The following is a 21488-nucleotide window of genomic DNA, read 5'->3' as shown; positions in this document are numbered from 1 at the left end:
TCTCGCGTCTGAATAGGGTTTTCTAAACGGTTTAATATTCAGGGGAGGAATTATCCAATGCGGCCTGTCATCATCGTCCTGCTTTTGATCGTTATCGCCGGTGGCGGCTGGTTCCTTTATCAGGACAGCAAGAAGAGCGAAATCGAGATTGAATTCTCCGACCAAGGCATTTCCATCGAGGAAAACTGAGCACGATCAGCCGATGAAAAGCATCGCCAGATAGACCAATGAGACTGCAGCGGCTATCCACGGCACGACTTCAAGTGCAGCGATAATTCCATATGTCCACTGAGGCGTGTTATCGCCCTGATCGAGTTCCGGATTGTAAAACCGGTTCTTCGCGAGACGCTCCTTTTGCGCCTCAAGCTCCGAGACGAGATCGATTTCATCGTCAGGAGTTTTGTCGTCAGGAGTTTTGTCTTCTGCCATTCATCTCTCCCGGCTCATCCCCCAGGATAGATGATCCGCCGGGAGACGGCCAATCGACGCCAACTAAAACGGAATTTCGTCATCCAGTTCGAAGGAGCGGCCGGAATCCTGGCTGGCGCCGCCCATATCGTCGTCGCGGCCACGGCCGCCGCCGGAAATCTGCTGGCCATAGTTACCGCCGCCGGCACCGGCACCCTCGCCGCGGCCGTCAAGCATGGTCAGGTTGGAATTGTAGCCCCGCAGCACGATCTCGGTCGTGTATTTGTCCTGACCGTTCTGGTCCTGCCATTTGCGGGTTTCGAGCTGGCCTTCCAGATAGACCTTGGAGCCCTTCTTCAGATAGCTCTGCGCAACGCGCACCAGCCCTTCCGAGAAGATTGCGACGCGGTGCCACTCGGTCTTTTCCCGCTTCTCGCCGGTATTCTTGTCTTTCCAGTTCTCGGACGTGGCGACGGACAGGTTGCAGACCGAGCCGCCATTGGGAAACTGGCGCACTTCCGGGTCCGCCCCCAGATTGCCTACGAGGATCACCTTGTTCACACTGCCAGCCATACACCAATCTCCTGCAAAACTCCGGTACATAAGTCCGGTAAACTTGAAAGTGCGAGCACCCTAACAGGCGTCGCTCTGCGCACCCCATTACTGGTTTTCCCCACCGGGCATTTTCTTGGACCCGCGCAGCTGGGGATACGACTCTACTCGCGATTGTTCATATAATGTTCTCATTGTCAATATCCGGATATTAACCGAATCCTGAGAGGGTTCGAACCGTTATGAGCGCGACCAACTCAACCTCGACCGCCCGGGCGGCATTGTCTCCCGATCGCCCCCTGCCAGATTTCGCCGTCATCGGCGCAATGCGCGCCGGCACCACGACCCTGCAGAAAATACTGACAGGGCAACCAGGTGTCTGCCTGCCGGCGATGAAGGAAACGGACTACTTCATCGCCTCAAAGAACCATCGCCGCGGCGCCGGCTGGTACGAGAGCCGGTTCGACAACCGGCACGCCCTGTGCGGCGACATTTCACCCAATTATGCCAAGCGCGACGCCTTCCCCGAAGCGCCATCCCTGATCCACGCGGCCAACCCGGCTGCGCGGCTGATCTACATCGTCCGCGATCCCGTCGCCCGCGCGATCTCGCAATATAATCACGCCTGGCTGACCGGCAGCGAGATGCCGGAGCCCGCCGCCCTGCTCGACAGCGAGGCGGGCGCGCACATCCTCAATACCAGCCGCTATCACTGGCAGCTGCAGCCCTGGCTGAAGCTGTTCAGGGAAGACCAGCTCCTGATTGTCGATTTTGATGATCTTGTCGAGCAGACGGAGCCGACCCTGGCTTGCATCGGGACCTTTCTCGACATTGACCTGCGCGGTTCGCAGGCGGCGCAATCCAACTCCAGTGCCGAGCTTGGTCGCATGCCGGGCTGGTGGATGGGGATCAGGGAAAGCGCGCTCGGCGCACAGCTTCGCGCCCTGTTGCCGGGCGGGCTTGCGGGCAGGATCAAGTCGCTCGCAGCGGTCTCGGGCCCCGCCGAAGGGCGCACGCCGCCCGCGTTCCCGGCGCCGGTGATCGACGCCCTGCGCGCGGTTCTCGCCGCCGATGCTGCGGCCCTGCGGCGCGATACCGGCATGGCCTTCGAAAACTGGTCGGTGTGATGCACCGGCGAGCATTGCGATAGCCCCAGCGCTTTCCCATCTTGAACGTTGAGACGCGAACGAGCGACACGCCATGTTCGCTTTACGTTCTTGCTGTCAATTGCGACTCCATGCTCTATCTCTTCGATAGAACACCAATCCCGAAAGCTGTCCTGAATGTCCCTGAAGTCGATCCGCGTTTCTGGCGCGCGCGAGCACAATCTCAAGAATATCACCGTCGAACTGCCCCGCGACAAGCTGGTGGTCATCACCGGCCTGTCCGGCTCCGGCAAGTCGTCCCTCGCCTTCGACACGATCTATGCCGAGGGCCAGCGCCGCTATGTCGAGAGCCTGTCGGCCTATGCCCGCCAGTTCCTCGAACTGATGCAGAAGCCCGATGTCGACCAGATCGACGGCCTGTCCCCGGCGATTTCCATCGAGCAGAAGACGACCTCGCGCAACCCGCGCTCGACGGTCGGCACGGTCACGGAAATCTACGACTATATGCGCCTGCTCTGGGCCCGGGTCGGCATTCCCTATTCGCCGGCAACCGGCCTGCCGATCACCTCGCAAACCGTGTCCGAAATGGTCGACCGGCTAATGGAGGAAGGCGACGGCGCGCGCTTCTACCTACTCGCCCCGCTCATCCGTGGACGGAAGGGCGAGTACCGCAAGGAGTTCGCCGAGCTGCAAAAGCGCGGCTTCCAACGCGTGCGCGTCGACGGCACCTTCTACGACATCGCTGATGTGCCCGCCCTCAACAAGAAGCTGAAGCACGATATCGATGTCGTCGTCGACCGGATCGTCGTCAAGGAAGGCGTCGAGAGCCGCCTCGCCGAGAGCTTCGAGACCGCGCTTGAGCTCGCCGACGGCATCGCCATCGCCGAAAGCGCCGACAAGAAGGACGAGAATGGCGACCCGCTGAAGACCACCTTCTCGGCCAAGTTCGCCTGCCCGGTCTCCGGCTTCACCATAGACGAGATCGAGCCGCGCCTGTTCTCGTTCAACAACCCGTTCGGCGCCTGCCCGGCCTGCGACGGGCTCGGCACGCAGATGTATTTCGACCCGGACCTGGTCGTGCCCGAGAAGGAGCGCAAGCTGCGCGAAGGCGCCATCGCGGCGTGGTCGAAAACCCAGAGTCCCTATTACACCCAGACGCTCGAGGCGCTGGGCAAGCAATACAGCTTCACCATCAACACGCCGTTCAACAAGCTGACGGCGAAGCAGCGCGACATCCTCCTTTATGGCACCAAAGGCGAGGATGTTCGCTTCATTTACGATGACGGCCTGCGCCGCTATGAGACCGTCAAGCCGTTCGAAGGCGTCATCCCCAATCTCGAACGCCGCTGGCGCGAGACGGATTCAAGCTGGGTGCGCGAGGAGATGGAGAAATTCCAGTCCCGCACCCATTGCGACGTCTGCAACGGCCAGCGCCTGAAGCCCGAAGCCCTCGCGGTCAAGATCAACAAGTGCAACATCTCCGATGCGGCAAGTCTGTCGATCAAACAGGCCGACGAATGGTTCAATGCCCTCGACAGGAAACTGACAAAGAAGGAAATGGAAATCGCCGGGCGCATCCTGAAGGAAATCCGCGACCGGCTGCACTTCCTCAACAATGTCGGGCTGGAATATCTGACCCTGGCGCGCAATTCCGGCACGCTGTCCGGCGGCGAGAGCCAGCGCATCCGCCTCGCCTCGCAGATCGGCTCCGGCCTGACCGGCGTTCTCTACGTGCTTGACGAGCCCTCCATCGGCCTGCACCAGCGCGACAATGAACGCCTGCTCGAAACCCTCCGGAGGCTGAGGGATCTCGGCAACACCGTGATCGTCGTGGAGCATGACGAGGATGCGATCCGCACCGCCGACCATGTTCTCGACATAGGCCCCGGCGCCGGCGTCCATGGCGGCGAGGTCATCGCCGAAGGCACGCCCGCTGACATCATCAAGAATAGGAAATCTCTCACCGGCGATTACCTTGCCGGAAGACGCGAAGTCCCGATCCCGGCCAAGCGCCGCCCGATCGACCCGAAACGCACGATCAAGGTCGTCGGCGCCAGCGCCAACAATCTGAAAAACATCACGGCGGAATATCCCATCGGCCTTCTGACCTGCGTCACCGGCGTATCCGGCGGCGGCAAGTCGACCCTGACCATCGAGACGCTCTACAAGGCCGCCTCGCGCAAGCTGATGAAGTCCAAGGAAGTGCCCGGCCCTCACGAGGCGATCGAGGGGCTCGACCAGCTCGACAAGGTCATCGACATCGACCAGTCGCCCATCGGCCGCACGCCGCGCTCCAACCCGGCGACCTATACCGGTGCCTTCACCCCGATCCGCGACTGGTTTGCCGGCCTGCCGGAAGCTAAGGCCCGCGGCTACAAGCCTGGGCGCTTCTCCTTCAACGTCAAGGGCGGGCGCTGCGAGGCCTGTCAGGGCGATGGCGTCATCAAGATCGAGATGCACTTCCTGCCGGATGTGTTCGTCACCTGCGATGTCTGCCACGGCAAGCGCTATAACCGCGAAACCCTCGAGGTGAAGTTCAAGGACAAGTCCATCGCCGACGTGCTCGACATGACCGTCGAGGAAGGCGCGGACTTCTTCAAGGCCGTGCCGACGATCCGGGAAAAGATGGACACGCTGGTTCGTGTCGGCCTGTCCTATATCAAGATCGGCCAGCAGGCGACGACCCTGTCCGGCGGCGAGGCCCAGCGCGTCAAGCTGGCCAAGGAGCTGTCGAAACGCGCCACCGGCCGCACGCTCTACATTCTCGACGAGCCGACCACGGGTCTCCATTTCGAAGACGTCCGCAAGCTGATGGAAGTGATCCAGGAACTGGTCGACACCGGCAACACCGTCGTCATCATCGAGCACAATCTCGAAGTCATCAAACAGGCCGACTGGCTGATCGATCTCGGCCCCGAAGGCGGCGATGGCGGCGGCGAGATCGTCGCCACCGGCACGCCGGAGGATGTGGCGAAGGCAAAAGGGTCATATACCGGCGAGTTCCTCAAGCCGATCCTGGAAAAGAACAAGGCCAGGCCTGCAGCGAAGAAAGCGACGAAGAAAACCACGCGCAAGCGCAAGGCGGCGTGATGCTTCGAGGTCCGCTATGAGGCCACCTCAGCATGAGGGCTGCATGACACAAATTCAGGAGCCTCATCCTGAGGTGCCCGGCATGGCCGGGCCACGAAGGACGAGGCTCATGCCACAATTCCCCTCAGGCCGGCCTCACCCCCGCTTCATCCTCATAGCACCAGGACCAGTGCTCGCCCGGCTCCATCGAGGTGATGATCGGATGATCTTCCGCTGCCGCATGGGCGCGGGCATGCCGGTTTGGCGAGGAATCGCAGCAGCCGACATGGCCGCAGGTCCGGCAATAGCGCAGATGCAGCCAGCGCCCGCCAATCTTCACGCAGTCCTCACAGACAGCGCCCTGCTTGGCGCTTTCCTCCGGCGCGGGCAGGTCGATCGCATCCTGATGGATACAGACCGTCATACCTCCAGGCCACCGGCACCGGTCTCGCCATCACCGCGCTCAAGCCACAGCTTGCGATAGATGCTGGCGGCGAACGCAATCTGAACACCCAGCATGAAGGCTGCCAGTGCCATGTTCACGGCAAAGTCGACGATATTGTAAGCCACTGTCAGCAGTCCCAGGCTCACCACTGCCACGATCATCTGAATGACGAGGGTCAGCAGGCCATAGACGATCTGCAGCACGATAAAACCCAGGATCATCAGGATATAGGCCCCGAGGATCGGCCAGAAATTGCCTTTCGTCATGCTCCACGAGGAAATCAGCATCAGCCGGTTCTCGCACGCCGTCGCCGCCATGAACGGCGCCAGCCGCGTCAGGATCGCGATCGACAGGAGCAGCGTGATCAGCCAGCCAAGGAAAAAGAACCCGAAGAGCGCGCCGATTGCCGAAGGATCCGGCTCATAGCCCAACGCCCCCGTCTCGAAATCCAAGTTATGGAAGACGGCGATCATTTCGCCGATCCCCTCGACCGCCTGCGGGTTCAGCACATAGGCGATACCGAAGCCGATCGCGGTCAGGACATACTGGATCGCCGTGAAAATGATGCTCGCAATCACCAGCCGCCACATCGGCCCGTCGAAGCGCAGATTGAACCAGCCGCCCGGCTCTTCGCCGAGACCGACAAGCCGGTAAAGACTGGTCATGCCGCCCATTAGCGGCAGCATCAGGACGAGGCTGGCGAGATAAAGAATGAAGACGGTAAGCCAGAAATTCGTCCTGAAGACGAGGTCCAGAAAACCCCCGATGTCATCGGGTTCAGCCAGCCCGCCTTGGGCCATATCCATGATCGCCTGAAAATCGATCAGGCTGGCGGCGATGATCGCAATACCAACGATCAGGATCACATAGGGCAGCAACACGCAGCGGATGATGGTCCAGAAGCGGCCAACACCGAACTGGAAGGCTTCATTCAGCACGCTCGTCAGCGACAATTTGGTCATGGTTTTCCTCCAGGCCAGCCCTCTAGTCCTCAGCTTATACGGCGGTCCGCGTCATTTTGCGATAGTTAGTCGCCCACTAATCCCGACTGGCGGACAAGGCTGCCGCCGAGCCCGGCAATGATGCCGAAGACGAAGCACAGGAAGGTGAGGTTCAGCACGACCCGGATTACCACCCAAATCCATTCGATCAAATCCAGCACCCAGGCCATGTCTTGCCCTAACGTGCCCATGACCCCGGTCGATGAGAAAGCCAGCGCGTACATGGTCTGCAATGCCGTCGCGGTCAGCGTCAGCACATAGACATTGAGAAGGTAGGTGACAATTAAGATCGCGATACCGAGCACCAGCAGGCCGCAGGCCAGCTTGGCCGCGTTCCAGCTCCGCGTCAGCGCCCACGACGCCTTGATCGAATGATAGCTGTCGCCCTTTTCCCTGACCCCGGCAAAGAACGGCACGGCAAAGAAGCGCAGGCTGAAATAGAGCACCGAAACGACGGCAACGATCCGCAGCACGCCCTTGAGCAGGGCAAAACCGAGGGCACTCTCCAGTCCGCTGACAATCTCGACGGAATGCAGGCTGTCGGCATCGGGAAACACGGCATATTTCGTGTTCATGGCGTCAGCCACATGGGAGTCGATGAAGAAGGTCGAGATCATCACCGGCATCCACAGCAGCAGGAAGATGCTGCCCACTGTCAGCAGCGTCGCGCCGAGGAACTTGAAATGGCGCGGACCGATATGCAGCACGACAGAGCGGTGCGACGGCTCGATCCCGCGCGCCGTATAGCGGATCAGCGGCACCAGAAAGGAGGCATACATCAGGGTCGAGAAAACATAGGACAGGACGTTCAGCGCGAGCATCGTCCCGAAATGTTGTTCCCATAGCAGCGCCTGGTTTTTGGCGATTGCGGTTGCCGCATCTGCGAGGGAGATATCGGTGATTGTGACCACCTGGCCATTGAGGATGGTCAGCAGCACATAGGGCAGCAACAGCGACATCATGATGATCAGCAGGACCGGGAACCAGGCCAGACGCGCAATCAGCGAAAACCGGTGAACCGCAAAGCCCCACGCGTCAGTGACCGACCTGTAGAAGTTGATACGCATACGCCCCGGACCCCACTCTTGCAATGACGCTCTTATCCCAAAGAACCCGGTCCCCACCGGGGCAGAGACGGTCCAGAACCATCTCGAATGTTTGAGCCTAACACGAAACGGGCGGCGCACAAGCGGGTCCCGTAGTCTCCTCTCCTCGACACATTCATCTGGCATGACACGGAAACCTCGTTTCGGCGACACGCGCCTGCGCCGTTTGGTCTCTGCCGATTGAAATCCTCGAACCGGAATCCCCGTTCCGACAATTTTATTACATTTTAATTTTTTTGCGAGTTAACCGATTTTTTTGGCATTTCTTTAACCACGGTTTGCGAAGGTTTGCACCTGCGGGGAGCACAGGGGCTATGTTCGACAAGACCATTCTGAAATGCGGATTTCGCGATAAAAGCGGGGCGACCGCAATCGAATTTGCGCTGGTCGCTCCGATGTTCTTCATCGTCGTATTTGCGATCATGGAAACTTCCGTTTTAGTCATGAACAAGTTCACCTTGCGCTCGATAATTTTCGAGGTGACGCGCGATCTCCAGACCGGCGAAATCCAGCGCTCGGGCGATCCGGCCGATGCTTTCAAGAAGGCCTATTGCGGACACACGCCGAAGCATCTCGATTGCGCCGACATCCAGTTCGACGTCCGGTCATTCGCTTCATTGCAGAAGATTAAGGTCGTCAAACCGAGCTTTAACGGCAAGGGCAAGGCCACGAATTTCGTGTTTAAACCAGGCAAGCAGGAAGAAATAACGATGGTTACCGCGACCATGCCCTACAGTTTCAACACACCCTTGCTGAAGGATATCTTTCAGTCCGACGGCGAGCCTGTCCTCGTAGTGGGGTATGCAATAACCAAGAACGAGCCCTTTGGCTGCGTCGGCAATTGCTGAGAGAGTTGGCTATGAAACGCTTCCAGAAAAACGACGCCGGGATCGCTGCGACTGAATTTGCCCTGGTCATGCCAGTCATCATCATCATATTCTTGTCTGTGTACGAACTGTCTTTCCGCTTCCAGCTGTCGGACGAACTCGAGCGCTATGCGTTTCAGTTGAGCGATATTACGTCACGATTCGATGAACTGACTGATTCCGATATCAAGGAGTTTCACGATGTATCCGAATACCTTTTACCTTCCGTTGATCTAAAGAATGGCAATATTTCTTTCATTTTGGTAAGCATAGGGTACAAGAAGGACCACACACCGGTCCTTCTTTGGAAGCGCTCCGCTGGATCGGCAAAGCTCGACTTCGATATCAAGGCGGCAGAGGGTCTCGCTGAACCTGGCCAGAGCGTCATCGTCGCAGTCGTCCGCATACAGGCCAACACTCTCCTGTCCGTGTTCGGCGATACGAAGATGACGAAGACTGTTATCTCCTACTCCAAACCACGGACCACGCGCGCGATCGCAATCAACGGTGACTTGACAGATGTCGGCAAGGAAGTAACAGGCTATGAACACGATTAGGTACAGGCTTGACGGAACGGCCTTCGGTCGATCCGTTGCGGGCAACATATCCATCCTCACGTCCTTGCTGATTCTGCCCCTGATCGGTTTCGCCGGCCTTGCCGTGGACGGCGCCCGCGTGCAGCTCGTAAAATTCGAGTTGCAGAGTGCAACCGATGCCGCAGCACTGGCGGTCGGCACGACTTTCGGCACAAGTGACGAACTGAACAAGCTGGCAACGGATTATATCCACCGCAACTTCCAGCTCGGCAATACCAAGATCAACAAGATCAACACGACATCGACGGCGGAAAAGGTCACCGTCACCTCATCTGCCACGATGACGCCGTTCTTTGTACAGATGGTGTACAAGAAGCCGATCACGATCAGCGTAAGAACAGACGTCAACCGGGCGGGTGGCGGGCTGATGGTGTCACTCGTTCTCGACAATACGGGCTCGATGTGGGGCGGTCTCAACGGCACGACCCGACTGGAGGCGCTGCGCAAGGCGTCGCTGAGCATGACGCATTCCCTGTATGCCAGCGGCAAGGAAGAGGAGCTGCGCGTTTCGGTAGTGCCCTATGCTGCCATGGTAAATCCCGGAGATATAGCGCCGTCGATCGTCGACATGACGAACACGGCGGATCTCACACCCGGCAACCCGAAAGGCTACGCGAGTGTGCCGACCGCTGACCTGAAACCGCTGGAATACGATCCGTCTGACAAGACGCAATGGAAAGGGTGCGTCTACGAGCGTGACGGCGCGGCTTCAATCGACGATACCCCGCCCTCGGTACAGAAATGGAAACCGCTGATCTGGCCGATCGTCGACGATAACCGGTACGATGTCCGCAAGAACGGGTCCAAATCGGGTGAGCCGGATCCTTCGACCATAGAGCCAGGCGGTAACAAGAACTCAAACCACTTTTACGGGCCCAATACAGGTTGCCCGACACCGATCCTGCCCCTGACCGGAAAGAAGGCTGAAGTCATCACCGCCCTAAATGCGATGACCGCCTGGAATCGCGGAGGCACCTTCGCGGATATCGGCATGGCCTGGGGTATTCGTACCCTGACACCCGGCGAGCCGTTCACTGAAGCGGGTGAATACAAGGATCCGAAGACAGGCGTTGTCATCTGGGACTCGCCGCGCTGGCGCCGCGCCATCGTTCTTATGACGGACGGCGACAACACTGTCTTTAATGCCGGCAATGCAGGCGACTGGGTAAAAGCGGGCGGCGAGACATCCGACATCACCGGTTATGGCCGCCTCGGCGAAGCCAAGATGAACGCGCTCCTGGGCACATCCAACAGCGGCAAGGCGAAGACCGCCGTCGAAGAACGGCTGCTAGCCCTGTGCACCGCTGCAAAGGCCCAGGGTATCACGATCTACACTGTGGTCTTCTCTACCAGTCCCAATGCCTCGACAAAATCACTGTATGAGAACTGCGCTTCCGATCCGGGCAAATACTGGTTCGCGCCGTCGGCAAGCGCGCTCGACGATGCCTTTGGCGCCATCGGCTCCGATCTGAACAAGCTGCGCATCACGCGCTAGGGGGGAAGGGCAGCGACGGCAGCCCATAGCCGGGGGCCGTGAAGCCAATCTCGTTCCGTGTTGCTTCAGGCGCATCGCTCGGTCTCATGGCTTGATTTTGATGTTTGCCCTGTTCACATGCGGGCCCGACTGGCCTACATCAGCGCTCATGAAACAGATCCACATCATAGGCGGCGGTCTCGCCGGTTCAGAGGCGGCGTGGCAGGCGGCGGAAATGCTGCGCGAGGCCGGCCATACATCGGAAACAGCCAAAGTCACGATCCACGAGATGCGCCCGGTGAAGAAAACCGAAGCTCATTCGACCGACGGTCTCGCCGAGCTTGTCTGCTCCAATTCCTTCCGCTCCGATGACGCGACCCAGAATGCCGTCGGCCTGCTGCATGAGGAAATGCGCCGTTGCGGCTCGCTGATCCTGCGCTCGGCCGATGCCAACCAGGTGCCCTCCGGCGGCGCCCTCGCCGTCGACCGCGACCATTTCTCGGCTGCCGTGACGAAGGAGATCGAGGCTCATCCGCTAATCGGGATCCTGCGCGAGGAAGTCACCGGCCTGCCGCCGGCTGAATGGGAGAATGTCATCATCGCCACCGGCCCCCTCACCTCCATGGCGCTGGCACAGGCTGTTCATGCGGTCACCGGCGAGGAGGAACTCGCCTTCTTCGATGCCATCGCGCCGATCATCTACAAGGACTCGATCAATTTCGACACGGCCTGGTTCCAGTCGCGCTACGACAAGAAAGGTCCCGGCGGCGACGGCGCCGACTATATCAATCTTCCGTTCACGGAAGAGGAATATGAGCGCTTCATCGACGCGCTGATCGAGGGCGAGAAGACCGAGTTCAAGGAGTGGGAGAAGAACACCCCCTATTTCGAGGGCTGCCTGCCGGTCGAGGTGATGGCCGAACGCGGCCGCGAGACCCTGCGCTTCGGCCCGATGAAGCCCGTCGGCCTGACCGATCCGCGCACCGGCAAGCGGCCCCATGCCGTCATCCAGCTGCGCCAGGACAATGCGCTGGGCACGCTCTACAACATGGTCGGTTTCCAGACGAAGCTGAAATACGGCGCCCAGAAGGATGTCTTCAACTGCATCCCCGGGCTGGAAGACGCGGAATTCGCCCGTCTCGGCGGCATTCACCGCAACACCTTCATCAACTCGCCCAAGCTGCTCGACGAAACCTTCCGCATGAAAAAGGCCGACCATCTGCGCTTTGCCGGGCAGATCACCGGTGTCGAGGGCTATCTCGAAAGCGCCGCCACCGGCATGCTCGCCGGGCGTTTCGCCGCCCTTCAGGCGCTCGGCCGCGACGTGACGGCGGCACTGCCGCCGGAAACATCCGCTCTCGGTGCGCTGCACCGGCACATCACCGGCGGGCACCTGTCCGACGGCGCCGGCTCCAAGGGCGCGTTCCAGCCGATGAACGTCAATTTCGGCCTGTTCCCCTTTATCGAGACACCGAAGCAGGATGCCGATGGCAGCCGCATCAAGGGCAAGGAAAAGGGTTTCGCTCGCAAGCGCGCCCTGTGTGCCCGGGCCCTTGCCGATGTCGATACCTGGCTCGGCACCACGCAAGCGGCTGCAGAATAGCCTGGTGCAGGAACATAAAAAGAACACTTGACGTGTTCGCGTAATGTTCTCATATTGGGACCATGCAAATGAGTCTCACCTTCGCCCGCGACAAGCGCCTGCCGGACATTCTCGACCGGCTGTCGAGGGCATGGCCGAGCCCGGCAAGGCCCAATGCCGAGCCGCTGTCCCAGCTTGTCTTCATGGTGCTGGTCGGCGGCACCCCGACAGCGGTTGCCCTTGCCGTGTTCCAGCGGCTGCGCCAGCGTTTCCGCAATTGGGGCGATCTGCGCGATGCTGATCCAGATGTTCTGCTGCCCGTGCTGCGCGGTGTCGAACGGGTGACGGACAAGGCCACGACCCTGCCCCGGCTGCTGCAGGCAATAGAGACAAAGCGCGGGGAGCTTGATCTCGGTTTTCTCGAGCAGTGGAATTCGGATGAAGCGATGACATGGCTCTGCGCCCTGCCCGGTGTCGATGCCACCATCGCTGCGGCAACCCTTAGCTTTTCAACCCTGCGCAAAACTGTCGCCACGGTCGACCAGGACAGCGCCAGGCCGGTCCGGCGCCTGCGGCTCGCGCCGGAGGGCACGCCGATTTCGGCGCTCGACCGTCACATCATGGAGAGGATGCCGGCGGACTGGAAAGCAGCTGAACTGAACCGGCTCTATCAGGGGCTGACGCGGCTCGCCGACAAGGTCTGCCATCGCGGCAAGCCGGACTGCAAGCATTGCCCGCTCAGCGATCTGTGCCCGACGGCAGCAAACAGTACTGCCACGATCCTGACCTTTCCCGGCGCTGCCCAGAGCTGAGGTGAAACCGGCCTGATCATCAGCCCGGCCTGAGTATCAGACCGTACCAGTCAGAATGGCCCTGGTGACCCTGACCTTGCGGCCAAAATCCGCGAAGCGGGAGACGGTCAGCATACGGTCCCTGTGGAGTTTCTCTGCGGCCTTGAGATGGGACGGTATCAGCGCCGCATGGGCGATTGCCGGCATCAGGCTCGGCGGCAGGCGCTTGGTGCCCTTACGGTTCCCGCAATATTCGTCGGTCAGCCAGGCCCGCATCGCGTCGCCCTGACGCTCGTCCTCGCAATACGACGCCAGCCTTTCGCTCATCGTCGCGATCGGCCCGCCCTCGTTCCTGCTGCGGTCCCCGGCGCCCTGCGGTCCCATCTGCCGCGCAATGGCGGCGACAGCTTCAAGATGACGGATGACGAGTTGATCCTTTGCCGGAATATCCTCCCCGGCCAGTAGTACCGCCGCGGCCAGCGCGATACTGCCATGGCTCGCCGATGCTTTCGCGGCTGCATCTTCAGGGCTTGCATAAGCCTCGCCATCGAGAAACCAGCCGATCCCGTCGATCGCCTCTTCCATCAGGGCCCGCACCCCGCAATGTCTGCCATCGGACAGAGCGACAGCAAGTGCCTCGGCCACCGGATGCACCCGAACCGCGCCGCCGGCGAAAACCTCCGCCAGCGCCTCGCGCCACCATTGCTGGCGGATCGCCCCGAGCGGCGGTTCGGAGACCGTTGCGGGAATGCGATGGATTTCGGCGGCAAAGGCATAGAGCGCCATCAGCCGGTCGCGGTCAGCCGCCGGCGCGAACTGGGCTGACAGCACCAGGTCGGGAGACGCCCTTGCGGCTTCATCGCGGCAATAGGCGATATTGTCCGTATAGCGCTCTTCCGGCCCCGCCACGGATCAGCTTTCGGCCTTCGACCAGTCCCGGTCGACGCCGGTCAATTGCAGGATCGGCGAGGCGATGAAGATGGACGAATAGGTACCGATGAGGATACCCCAGATCATTGCCGCCGTGAAACCGCGCAGCACCGCCCCGCCGAACACGAACAGGGCGATCAGCGCGAGTAAGGTCGTACCGGAGGTGATGATCGTGCGCGACAGCGTGTCATTGATCGACAGGTCAAGCACTTCGGTCAGCGGCTTCTTCTTGAACTTGCGCAAATTCTCGCGCACGCGGTCATAGACGACGACCGTGTCATTCATCGAATAGCCGACGATGGTCAGCAGCGCGGCAATGATCGACAGGTCGAAATCGAGCTGGGTGATCGAGAACATGCCGATGGTCAGGATCACGTCATGCACCAGGGCGACGATGGCGCCGACAGAAAACTGCCATTTGAACCGCAACCAGATGTAGATCAGCATCAGCGCGACAGCGATGATTACGGCACGGGTACCGGCCTGCACAAGCTCACCGGAGACCGTCGGCCCCACCACATCGATGCGGCGCTCTTCGATATCGCTGCCCAGTTCCTCGATCAGAACGCCCTTGACGCAGGCCGTCGCGATCTGGTTTGCGACCTCCGCCTCGTCACCGGCGATGCCCTGAGGCGCATTGTCGAGACAGCGTTGGGCGAAGTCCTCGGTACTCGTCTGCAATTCGATGGTGACGACGATGCCGTCCTCGCCGCCGCCAATGGCGCCGATTTCCTGGGCATCGACACTGCCGAGCCCCAGCTCGCCGGTGGCGTTGCGCACCTGTGTCAGGTTCTCGATGGTGAAGCTCTCACCCGGCGCCGGACCGACCTCGATGACGGACCCGCCACGGAAGTCGATGCCGAAATTGAGGCCGATCACGAAAAACGCAACGACCGAGGCGATGATGCCCAGCAGCGAGACGCCGAAGGCCGCCATGCGCACATTCATGAACGGGACGTGGGTGTTATCGGGGATCAGTTTCAGGCCCATGACGGTCTTTCCGATTCTAAAGGCTGAGTTGCTTGTTGCGGTTGGCGAGCACATGGCGCCCGGCCATCAACCGCGTCAGGAAGTAGGCGGAGAAAACCGATGTGACGACACCGATCGCCAGCGTGACGGAGAAGCCGCGCACCGGACCCGAGCCGAGATAGAACATTACTGCCGCAGCAATGAAGGTCGTGATGTTGGCATCGATGATGGCGCTGAGCGCCTTGGAATAGCCGGCTTCGACCGCCTGCACGGCCTTCTTGCCGGCAGCAACCTCTTCCCTGATCCGCTCGAAGATCAGCACGTTGGCGTCGACTGCCATGCCGATGGTCAGCACGATACCGGCGATACCCGGCAGGGTCAAAGTCGAGCCCAGCAACGACAGCGCCCCGGCGATCATCAGGACGTTGGCGATCAGCGCAATGTCGGCATAGATACCGAAACGGCCGTAATAGACGCCCATATAGATGACGACGAGGATGAAGCCGAGGATAAGTGCTTCGGCACCGGCCTTGACGGAGTCAGCGCCAAGCCCCGCGCCAACCGTGCGCTGCTCGATCGTCTGCAGCGGTGCGGGCAAGGCACCGGAGCGGATCAGCACGGCAAGGTCATTGGATTCCTGCGCGGAAAAATTGCCGGTGATGCGGCCGGACCCGCCGATGATCGGCGAAATGATGTTCGGAGCGGAAATGATCCGGTCGTCAAGCACGATGGCGAACCGCTCGCCGACATTCTGGCGGGTCGTCTCGGCAAACCGGCGGGCGCCGCGGGAATCGAACGAGAAGTTGATCTGGAAGGACCCGGCTGAATCCTGGTCCGGTCCGGCAGAGGCGGTCTGCACCATGTCACCGGTGATGACCGGCGTTTCCTCCAGCACCAGGAAAGGCGACGGATCGTCTTCTGTCGGCAGCATGATCCGGCGCGGCGGCAGCAGGCCGTTCTGGGCGTCTGCCAGCGAGACAGTCGGATCGACCATGTGGAAGGAGAGCTGGCCGGTGCGGTTGATCACGTCCTTCAGCGCCTCGGAATCATTGTCCCCCGGTACTTGAACGACGAGGCGGTTGTCGCCCTGCTTCATGATCATGGGCTCGCGCGTACCGAGGGCATCGATCCGTCGGCGGACGACTTCCATGGAATCCTCCACGGCGGCGGATGCATAGAATTCCCGTGCCTCCTGGGTCAACTCCAGGGTGATCGACGCGCCATCCCGCTCGACGGAGAGATTGCGCCCGAATCCGCCGCCGAGCGGCCCGCCAAGCGGCGTTGAAAGACGGCGCAGGCGGTCCAGCGCTTCGTCAACCTGAGCCTCGTCGCGAATGTCGACGATGATGGTGTCGCCCTCACGGTTCGGGCCGGAAAAGGTGATGCGGTCACCGCCGGCGGCAGCGCCGCCGCGCAGTTCGGACCGGATGTCGCCGAGAAGATTGTTCAACCTGTCGTCCAGCACCTTCTGGGTGTCGACCTCGAGCAGCAGATAGCTGCCGCCCTGGAGATCGAGACCGAGGGTAATGCGGGTTTCCATGAAACCCGGCGGCGTCTCATCCTGGGCAAAGAAGTTCGGCACGGTGAAATAGGCACCGGCCAGAACGATCAGCAGCATGAAAGTGGTCTGCCAACGGTTGAACTGAAGCATGATTGAGGTTCCCTGCCCTCGGGCCAGCCGGATGCCAATACACCCGGCAGCCGGGTGTTATTGTTTTTCGGCCGGCTCGGTCTTGGAGCGCACGTCGGACAGCGTCGCCTTGATCACCTTGACCTGAACGCCGTCAGCGAGCTCGACCATGACCTCGTCCGTGCCTTCAACGACCTTGGTCACCTTGCCGATAATGCCGCCGGCCGTCACCACCGTATCGCCACGGCGCACGGACGCGACCATTTCCTGGTGCTTCTTGCGCTGCTGTTGTTGCGGACGGATCAGCAGGAAGTAAAAAACGACGATGATCAGCAGGAAGGGCAGGATATTGGCGAGAAGGCCGGGGCCGGAGGCCGGATCGGCGGCTTGAAACATCACTGCAGCGGCGGTCGTGAGCGTCATGAAAGGTCTCCTGAAGGCAGCATATCTGCCTGAAACTGAATGAAGTCCGGCGATATATAACGATTGGTGGCAGCGATGCAACGTGCCGTTTTGCCATGTCCGGCCTATATGAGCAGAAAACGCCAACGCCACGGAGCCACAGCCCATGATTTTCGTCACCGTCATTACCTATGCCATGTTGATCGCCACTGCCTTTTTCGGCGTCATCGGCTGGCTGCAACCGCGAAAGACCATGGAAATGCTGAAGCTGCAGACCGTTGGCGGGCATACTGACGGCCTGTCCGAAGTGCGCGGCGCGTCAGGGGCCCTGTTTATCGCCATTGCCGTGGCGGCGATGATCTGGGGCGGCATGGCGACCGCCATGGTCGGCATTGCCTATGCAGGTGCCGGTGTCGGACGGATCACGGCGATCATTGCCGACAGGGCAGGCTCGCAGACCACCTGGATCTTCTTTGCAGTCGAGGTCACCTTCGCCGCCTTCCTGATCTGGGCAGGCCTGTTCGCCGGGGCCTGAACCCGGGCATAAGCCAATTCGTTTACCTCACCTTAACAGCCAGCCGTCCAAGGATTGAGGTTGGACCGGTCTTTCCTCACACGGACCGGATGATGAGGCTATGCAGGATCTGGCGTATCTTTTCAGTATCGGTTTTTCGGGCAGCGACCTCACGCGCGCCCTGTGGATCGGCCTGCTTTTTTCCCTGCTTGCCTCGCGCCGTTTCCCGGCATGGCGGGTGACCATTTTTGCCTTCGTGCTCGACCGTGTCTGGCCGTTCCTCGCCATGAGCTTTGCCGGCGCCGGCAACGACATCGTGTTCGATTCCGTCATCGCGACAATCTTGCGCGTGCCGGACGATGCCGCCTATTACATCATCCGCTATCTCGGGCTGATGGGGCTGATCTATTTCGGCTATCACGTCCGCCGGTTCCTGCATACGGGCAAGCCGCAGGAGCCGACCAATGCCTATCCTTACTGAAATCTAGTCGCGAAAATTCTTGTATTGCAGCGGCTGCTCGATGCCGAGGCCTTTGAGAAAGGCGATGACCTCCTGCAGATCGTCGCGCTTCTTTCCTGTGACGCGCAGTTCCTCGCCCTGGATCGCGACCTGCACCTTCATCTTGCTGGCCTTGATATCCTTGACCAGCTGCTTGGCCAGTTCCTTGTCCAGACCCTGCTTGACCAGCACCTTCTGGCGCACGGACTGACCGGCGGCCTGCTCGACCTTCTGGTAGTCCAGCTGGCCCGGCTCGATGCCGCGTTTCTGCAGATTGCCCTGCAGGATCTCCTTGACCTGTTTCAGCTTCAGATCGTCATCGGCATGAATGGTGATGACCCCGTCGTCGTGTTCGACAGTGGATTTCGACCCCTTGAAATCATACCTTGTGCTGATTTCCCGCGTGATATTGCCAATCGCGTTGTCGACTTCGGACAAATTGGCTTCGGAAACGACATCAAAGGACGGCATGGGTCTCACTCCTCATACGTATGATACATCTGCGATCATCAGGAACCGCCACCCTCTTACAGTGTTTTTTCTTTGTATAGCAAATCACGGAGGTTCCCATGTTGGGATGGGCTCTTACTTTCTTCATCTTGGCGATCATCGCCGCATTTTTCGGCTTCTCCGGCATTGCCGGCGCCGCTGCCGGGATCGCACAGATCCTGTTTATCGTCTTTCTCGTCCTGCTGGTCGTATCCGCCGTCGCATCTGCGGTCCGCGGTCGCCCGCCAATCTAGCCAAGACCTGCACTTGCACCGAGAGGGGCTGACCAACCGGTCAGCCCCTTTTTTTTCATGAAGTGAGCTCTTCCGGCGGCGCATATAGACGGGCATACTCGGCAGGCATTCTCGCCGGCTTTCCCGTGGCAATACTCACGGCGACGAATTCCGTCTCTCCCGCCACCAGCAGTGTGCCATCATTCATCCGGCGCATCTCGATCGCCCTGATCATCCGCATCCGTCCATCATTGCGCGCAATCCAGGTGCCGATGGCGACGCGATCGCCAGCAACAGCCGATGCATAATAGGTATAGTCGTGATGACGCACGACGCAGCCGACGCCGATGCGTTCATAGGCGGCAAAATCGAGGCCCAGCGCATCCGAATGCGCCCAGGCACATTCCATCGCCCAGGCGATATACCACGCATTGTTCACATGGCCGAACATGTCGATATGTTTTTCCTCGGCTGTCAGCTCGATGGCATGCTGCACCGGTCCGCGCCAGAAATCGTGCCGGTTTTTAATGTCGTCATTCATCTGTCGTGAAACTCCATGAATCAGCCTAACTCTGATTTTTCGGACTATGGTAAAGCCCGGGACGAAAAGACCAGTAATTTCAACAGTCAGCGATTAAGGCGTGTTACGCGCACCTTAAATTTCTGTGGCAATAAGAAGGCAAAAGCTAACGGCGTTAACATTTACGAAAGTAAATTATCGCTAACCTAGCTTTCGGTAACCATAACAGGGTGGCTTCAAGGGGAAGACGCCTCGGTGAAAAACCAGGAGATGTGGCAATGCGCGTATTGCTGATTGAAGATGACGGGGCGACAGCTCAAAGCATCGAGCTGATGCTGAAGTCCGACGGATTTAATGTCTACACCACCGACCTGGGTGAAGAAGGCGTCGATCTTGGCAAGCTGTATGATTACGACATCATCCTCCTTGACCTGAACCTGCCTGACATGACCGGTTTCGACGTGCTCAAGAAACTGCGCGTCTCGAAGGTCAACACCCCGATCCTCATCCTGACGGGCCTCGGTGACACCGAGAACAAGGTGCGTGGCCTTGGCTTCGGCGCCGACGACTACATGACCAAGCCGTTCCACAAGGACGAGCTTGTCGCCCGCATCCATGCTATTGTACGCCGGTCCAAGGGGCACGCCCAGTCGGTCATCACGACCGGCTCGCTCACCGTAAATCTCGACGCCAAGACTGTCGATGTCGGCGGCCAGCGCGTGCATCTGACCGGCAAGGAATACCAGATGCTGGAGCTTCTCTCCCTGCGCAAGGGCACGACCCTGACCAAGGAGATGTTCCTCAACCATCTTTATGGCGGCATGGACGAGCCGGAACTGAAGATCATCGACGTCTTCATCTGCAAGCTGCGCAAGAAGCTCGCCCTCGCCACCAATGGCGAACATTACATCGAGACCGTCTGGGGCCGTGGCTATGTGCTGCGCGACCCGGCCAGCGAAGTCGGCGCTGCCTGATTTCCCGCTCGCAACCATCAGAAAGCCCGGCTCAAGGCCGGGCTTTTTTCTATTCCGACACGGCAAACCTCAGGCCATCAGGCGCATGTCGTCCAGGTCGAGCTTTTCCTGCTGCTCGATCAGGCCGAGAACACTGCGGACATCGCGTTTGTCATAGGGCTTGATCATGTGGAACCGCGCGCCGGCCGATTTTGCCAGCGCGAATTGCTGAGCATCGTTTTCCATTGCGCACAGGACGATATGGGGTGCATCCGGCAAGCCGGCTTCGGCAGCGCCGCGCAGATAATCGAGCGCCTCGAGTCCCGGCAGATCCCAATCGAGGAAGACAATTTCCGGCCTGGCGGCACTCGTAACATCCAGCGCTTCGGCGGCGTTGGCTGCCTGCAGGGTGTGATAGCCGGCTGCCTCGACAAGCTGGGTCAGGATGTGACGAACGGTCTCTGAATCTTCGACGATCAGGCAGGTCTTCACCGGGCACTCTCCCATGCGGTTTCGTACGGGAGTCAGCAATAACGCAAGCGGATTGAAGAAGCTGTTAACCGGGCCTTTAGAAGTTGAACGACCGGGACGCTGAAAGCGTCTCCCGCCGCCGGTTATTCCGCCGCGTCGCGCACTTCCCAGGCCGGGAAGGTCGCCAGCAAGACGACCTCTTCTTCAGACACCGCCTGCCCGCGGATCTTGCCGCCGGTGGCATCGGCAATCAGCCCCGCCAGATAGGCCGGCGTCGTCTTCGGCTCCAGACCCTCTTCTTCTGCAGCGAAGGCCGCCAGAAGTTCCGGCTTCAGCTTGGCCTTAGGGCCGGTTGCACGGATGACGACTTCGCCGACATGACCGCTGACGGTGACCTTGCTGCCGGCCCGCGGTACGCAATCAGCCATCATCAGGGTGATGTTCAGCACAGCCTTGACGAAGTCCTTCGGCACATGGCCGCCCGGCAATTGCCAGTCGAGATCGGGTTTGATGAAATCGAACACCGGAAGCATCACCCGCTTGCCGTCGTCGAGGTCGATTTCGGCGCCATAGGCACTACCGGCGCCGAAAGCCAACCGGGCGAAGCCCAGCATCGCGATCGACTTGTCCGCCGACAGCTTGATGAGTTTGCGCGCCTCGGCCTGCATCACCGGGTCATCCTCGGTCTCCATCACTTCCAGCCCCGTACCCATCGCGCCGACCGGATTGATCAGGTCATGACACAGCCTGGACGAGAGAAGCGAGGCAAGAGCGAGAGGGTCGGTAGCAATACTCATGATGATTGTCCTTGTTAATGCGGTCTCTTGTGAGTTGATTCTGGCGTTTTGGGCATTCGGGATCGAAAAGTTCCCCCGTTAACGG

The 21488-nt window shown here is 60.0% G+C and carries 25 protein-coding genes; 12 read left to right on the top strand and 13 right to left on the bottom strand.

What is annotated here, in order from left to right; all coding sequences use genetic code 11:
- Window positions 1-57 precede the first annotated feature (57 nt).
- Window positions 58-189: a hypothetical protein gene (locus tag IEV88_RS15305; RefSeq protein ID WP_268235725.1), complete on the top strand. Its 132-nt coding sequence runs from the start codon at window positions 58-60 to the stop codon at window positions 187-189.
- 6 nt (window positions 190-195) lie between these two features.
- Here the strand turns inward: IEV88_RS15305 and IEV88_RS04540 are convergent, their stop codons facing one another.
- Together IEV88_RS04540 and ssb are read right to left on the bottom strand one after the other, a co-directional pair.
- Entirely contained in the window at window positions 196-429 is a 234-nt protein-coding gene (locus IEV88_RS04540) for a hypothetical protein (RefSeq protein WP_188160083.1), read from the bottom strand.
- Window positions 430-492: 63 nt separating this feature from the next.
- On the bottom strand, window positions 493-981 hold the full coding sequence (gene ssb, locus IEV88_RS04535; RefSeq protein WP_188160082.1) for a single-stranded DNA-binding protein: 489 nt from the start codon (window positions 979-981) through the stop codon (window positions 493-495).
- 221 nt (window positions 982-1202) lie between these two features.
- On the opposite strand from ssb, the gene IEV88_RS04530 reads away from it, so the two are divergent.
- Entirely contained in the window at window positions 1203-2087 is an 885-nt protein-coding gene (locus IEV88_RS04530) for a sulfotransferase family protein (protein ID WP_188160081.1), read from the top strand.
- A gap of 156 nt (window positions 2088-2243) precedes the next feature.
- Window positions 2244-5156 (top strand): excinuclease ABC subunit UvrA, encoded by a 2913-nt coding sequence (gene uvrA, locus IEV88_RS04525; RefSeq protein ID WP_188160080.1) that lies wholly within the window; start codon window positions 2244-2246, stop codon window positions 5154-5156.
- A 124-nt stretch (window positions 5157-5280) separates the two neighbouring features.
- Here the strand turns inward: uvrA and IEV88_RS04520 are convergent, their stop codons facing one another.
- From IEV88_RS04520 to IEV88_RS04510, 3 genes are all read right to left on the bottom strand, one after another.
- Window positions 5281-5559 (bottom strand): UBP-type zinc finger domain-containing protein, encoded by a 279-nt coding sequence (locus IEV88_RS04520; protein ID WP_188160079.1) that lies wholly within the window; start codon window positions 5557-5559, stop codon window positions 5281-5283.
- Window positions 5556-6542, bottom strand: a complete 987-nt coding sequence (locus IEV88_RS04515; RefSeq protein WP_188160078.1) for a hypothetical protein — start codon at window positions 6540-6542, stop codon at window positions 5556-5558. Before IEV88_RS04515 ends, IEV88_RS04520 begins: the two co-directional genes overlap by 4 nt.
- Before the next feature lie 65 nt (window positions 6543-6607).
- Window positions 6608-7648 (bottom strand): hypothetical protein, encoded by a 1041-nt coding sequence (locus tag IEV88_RS04510; protein WP_188160077.1) that lies wholly within the window; start codon window positions 7646-7648, stop codon window positions 6608-6610.
- A 353-nt stretch (window positions 7649-8001) separates the two neighbouring features.
- On the opposite strand from IEV88_RS04510, the gene IEV88_RS04505 reads away from it, so the two are divergent.
- The 5 genes from IEV88_RS04505 (at window position 8002) to IEV88_RS04485 (ending at window position 13017) form a co-directional block, all read left to right on the top strand.
- Window positions 8002-8535, top strand: a complete 534-nt coding sequence (locus tag IEV88_RS04505; RefSeq protein WP_188160076.1) for a TadE/TadG family type IV pilus assembly protein — start codon at window positions 8002-8004, stop codon at window positions 8533-8535.
- A gap of 11 nt (window positions 8536-8546) precedes the next feature.
- Window positions 8547-9110, top strand: coding sequence for a TadE/TadG family type IV pilus assembly protein (locus IEV88_RS04500; protein ID WP_188160075.1), 564 nt, complete (start codon window positions 8547-8549; stop codon window positions 9108-9110).
- Window positions 9097-10644 (top strand): TadE/TadG family type IV pilus assembly protein, encoded by a 1548-nt coding sequence (locus IEV88_RS04495; protein WP_188160074.1) that lies wholly within the window; start codon window positions 9097-9099, stop codon window positions 10642-10644. The genes IEV88_RS04500 and IEV88_RS04495 overlap by 14 nt, the downstream gene beginning before the upstream one ends.
- A gap of 148 nt (window positions 10645-10792) precedes the next feature.
- Window positions 10793-12226, top strand: coding sequence for a methylenetetrahydrofolate--tRNA-(uracil(54)-C(5))-methyltransferase (FADH(2)-oxidizing) TrmFO (gene trmFO, locus IEV88_RS04490; protein ID WP_188160073.1), 1434 nt, complete (start codon window positions 10793-10795; stop codon window positions 12224-12226).
- A gap of 68 nt (window positions 12227-12294) precedes the next feature.
- Window positions 12295-13017, top strand: coding sequence for an endonuclease III domain-containing protein (locus IEV88_RS04485; RefSeq protein ID WP_188160072.1), 723 nt, complete (start codon window positions 12295-12297; stop codon window positions 13015-13017).
- Window positions 13018-13053: 36 nt separating this feature from the next.
- Here the strand turns inward: IEV88_RS04485 and IEV88_RS04480 are convergent, their stop codons facing one another.
- Genes IEV88_RS04480 through yajC form a run of 4 tightly spaced genes read right to left on the bottom strand, consistent with a single transcriptional unit; the run spans window position 13054 to window position 16948 of the window.
- Entirely contained in the window at window positions 13054-13905 is an 852-nt protein-coding gene (locus IEV88_RS04480; RefSeq protein ID WP_188160071.1) for a squalene/phytoene synthase family protein, read from the bottom strand.
- Between the two features lie 3 nt (window positions 13906-13908).
- A complete protein-coding gene (secF, locus tag IEV88_RS04475) occupies window positions 13909-14916 on the bottom strand; it encodes a protein translocase subunit SecF (RefSeq protein WP_188160070.1) in 1008 nt (335 codons plus the stop codon).
- A 16-nt stretch (window positions 14917-14932) separates the two neighbouring features.
- Window positions 14933-16546 carry a protein translocase subunit SecD gene (secD, locus tag IEV88_RS04470; protein WP_188160069.1) on the bottom strand — a complete coding sequence of 538 codons (1614 nt, stop codon included), beginning with the start codon at window positions 16544-16546 and terminating at the stop codon, window positions 14933-14935.
- A 57-nt stretch (window positions 16547-16603) separates the two neighbouring features.
- Entirely contained in the window at window positions 16604-16948 is a 345-nt protein-coding gene (gene yajC, locus IEV88_RS04465; protein ID WP_188160068.1) for a preprotein translocase subunit YajC, read from the bottom strand.
- A 145-nt stretch (window positions 16949-17093) separates the two neighbouring features.
- Here yajC and IEV88_RS04460 point away from each other — a divergent pair, with 145 nt between their 5' ends.
- Window positions 17094-17462 (top strand): DUF4345 family protein, encoded by a 369-nt coding sequence (locus tag IEV88_RS04460; protein ID WP_188160067.1) that lies wholly within the window; start codon window positions 17094-17096, stop codon window positions 17460-17462.
- A 100-nt stretch (window positions 17463-17562) separates the two neighbouring features.
- Window positions 17563-17922: a hypothetical protein gene (locus IEV88_RS04455; RefSeq protein WP_188160066.1), complete on the top strand. Its 360-nt coding sequence runs from the start codon at window positions 17563-17565 to the stop codon at window positions 17920-17922.
- A gap of 3 nt (window positions 17923-17925) precedes the next feature.
- Here the strand turns inward: IEV88_RS04455 and IEV88_RS04450 are convergent, their stop codons facing one another.
- Window positions 17926-18411 (bottom strand): YajQ family cyclic di-GMP-binding protein, encoded by a 486-nt coding sequence (locus IEV88_RS04450; RefSeq protein WP_188160065.1) that lies wholly within the window; start codon window positions 18409-18411, stop codon window positions 17926-17928.
- A 98-nt stretch (window positions 18412-18509) separates the two neighbouring features.
- Here IEV88_RS04450 and IEV88_RS04445 point away from each other — a divergent pair, with 98 nt between their 5' ends.
- Window positions 18510-18683 (top strand): DUF1328 domain-containing protein, encoded by a 174-nt coding sequence (locus IEV88_RS04445; protein WP_188160064.1) that lies wholly within the window; start codon window positions 18510-18512, stop codon window positions 18681-18683.
- 55 nt (window positions 18684-18738) lie between these two features.
- Here the strand turns inward: IEV88_RS04445 and IEV88_RS04440 are convergent, their stop codons facing one another.
- Window positions 18739-19203, bottom strand: a complete 465-nt coding sequence (locus IEV88_RS04440) for an acyl-CoA thioesterase (RefSeq protein ID WP_188160063.1) — start codon at window positions 19201-19203, stop codon at window positions 18739-18741.
- 257 nt (window positions 19204-19460) lie between these two features.
- On the opposite strand from IEV88_RS04440, the gene ctrA reads away from it, so the two are divergent.
- Window positions 19461-20156 carry a response regulator transcription factor CtrA gene (ctrA, locus tag IEV88_RS04435; protein WP_188160062.1) on the top strand — a complete coding sequence of 232 codons (696 nt, stop codon included), beginning with the start codon at window positions 19461-19463 and terminating at the stop codon, window positions 20154-20156.
- A 69-nt stretch (window positions 20157-20225) separates the two neighbouring features.
- Here the strand turns inward: ctrA and IEV88_RS04430 are convergent, their stop codons facing one another.
- Together IEV88_RS04430 and IEV88_RS04425 are read right to left on the bottom strand one after the other, a co-directional pair.
- Entirely contained in the window at window positions 20226-20627 is a 402-nt protein-coding gene (locus tag IEV88_RS04430) for a response regulator (RefSeq protein ID WP_188160061.1), read from the bottom strand.
- Between the two features lie 122 nt (window positions 20628-20749).
- The gene (locus IEV88_RS04425; RefSeq protein ID WP_188160060.1) at window positions 20750-21403 is read right to left on the bottom strand and encodes a histidine phosphotransferase family protein; all 654 of its coding nucleotides are present in this window, start codon (window positions 21401-21403) and stop codon (window positions 20750-20752) included.
- Between the last annotated feature and the right edge of the window lie 85 nt (window positions 21404-21488).

Source organism: Aquisalinus flavus (assembly GCF_014640095.1).
GTDB lineage: Bacteria > Pseudomonadota > Alphaproteobacteria > Caulobacterales > Parvularculaceae > Aquisalinus > Aquisalinus flavus.
This window is presented reverse-complemented; position numbering and strand designations above follow the sequence as displayed.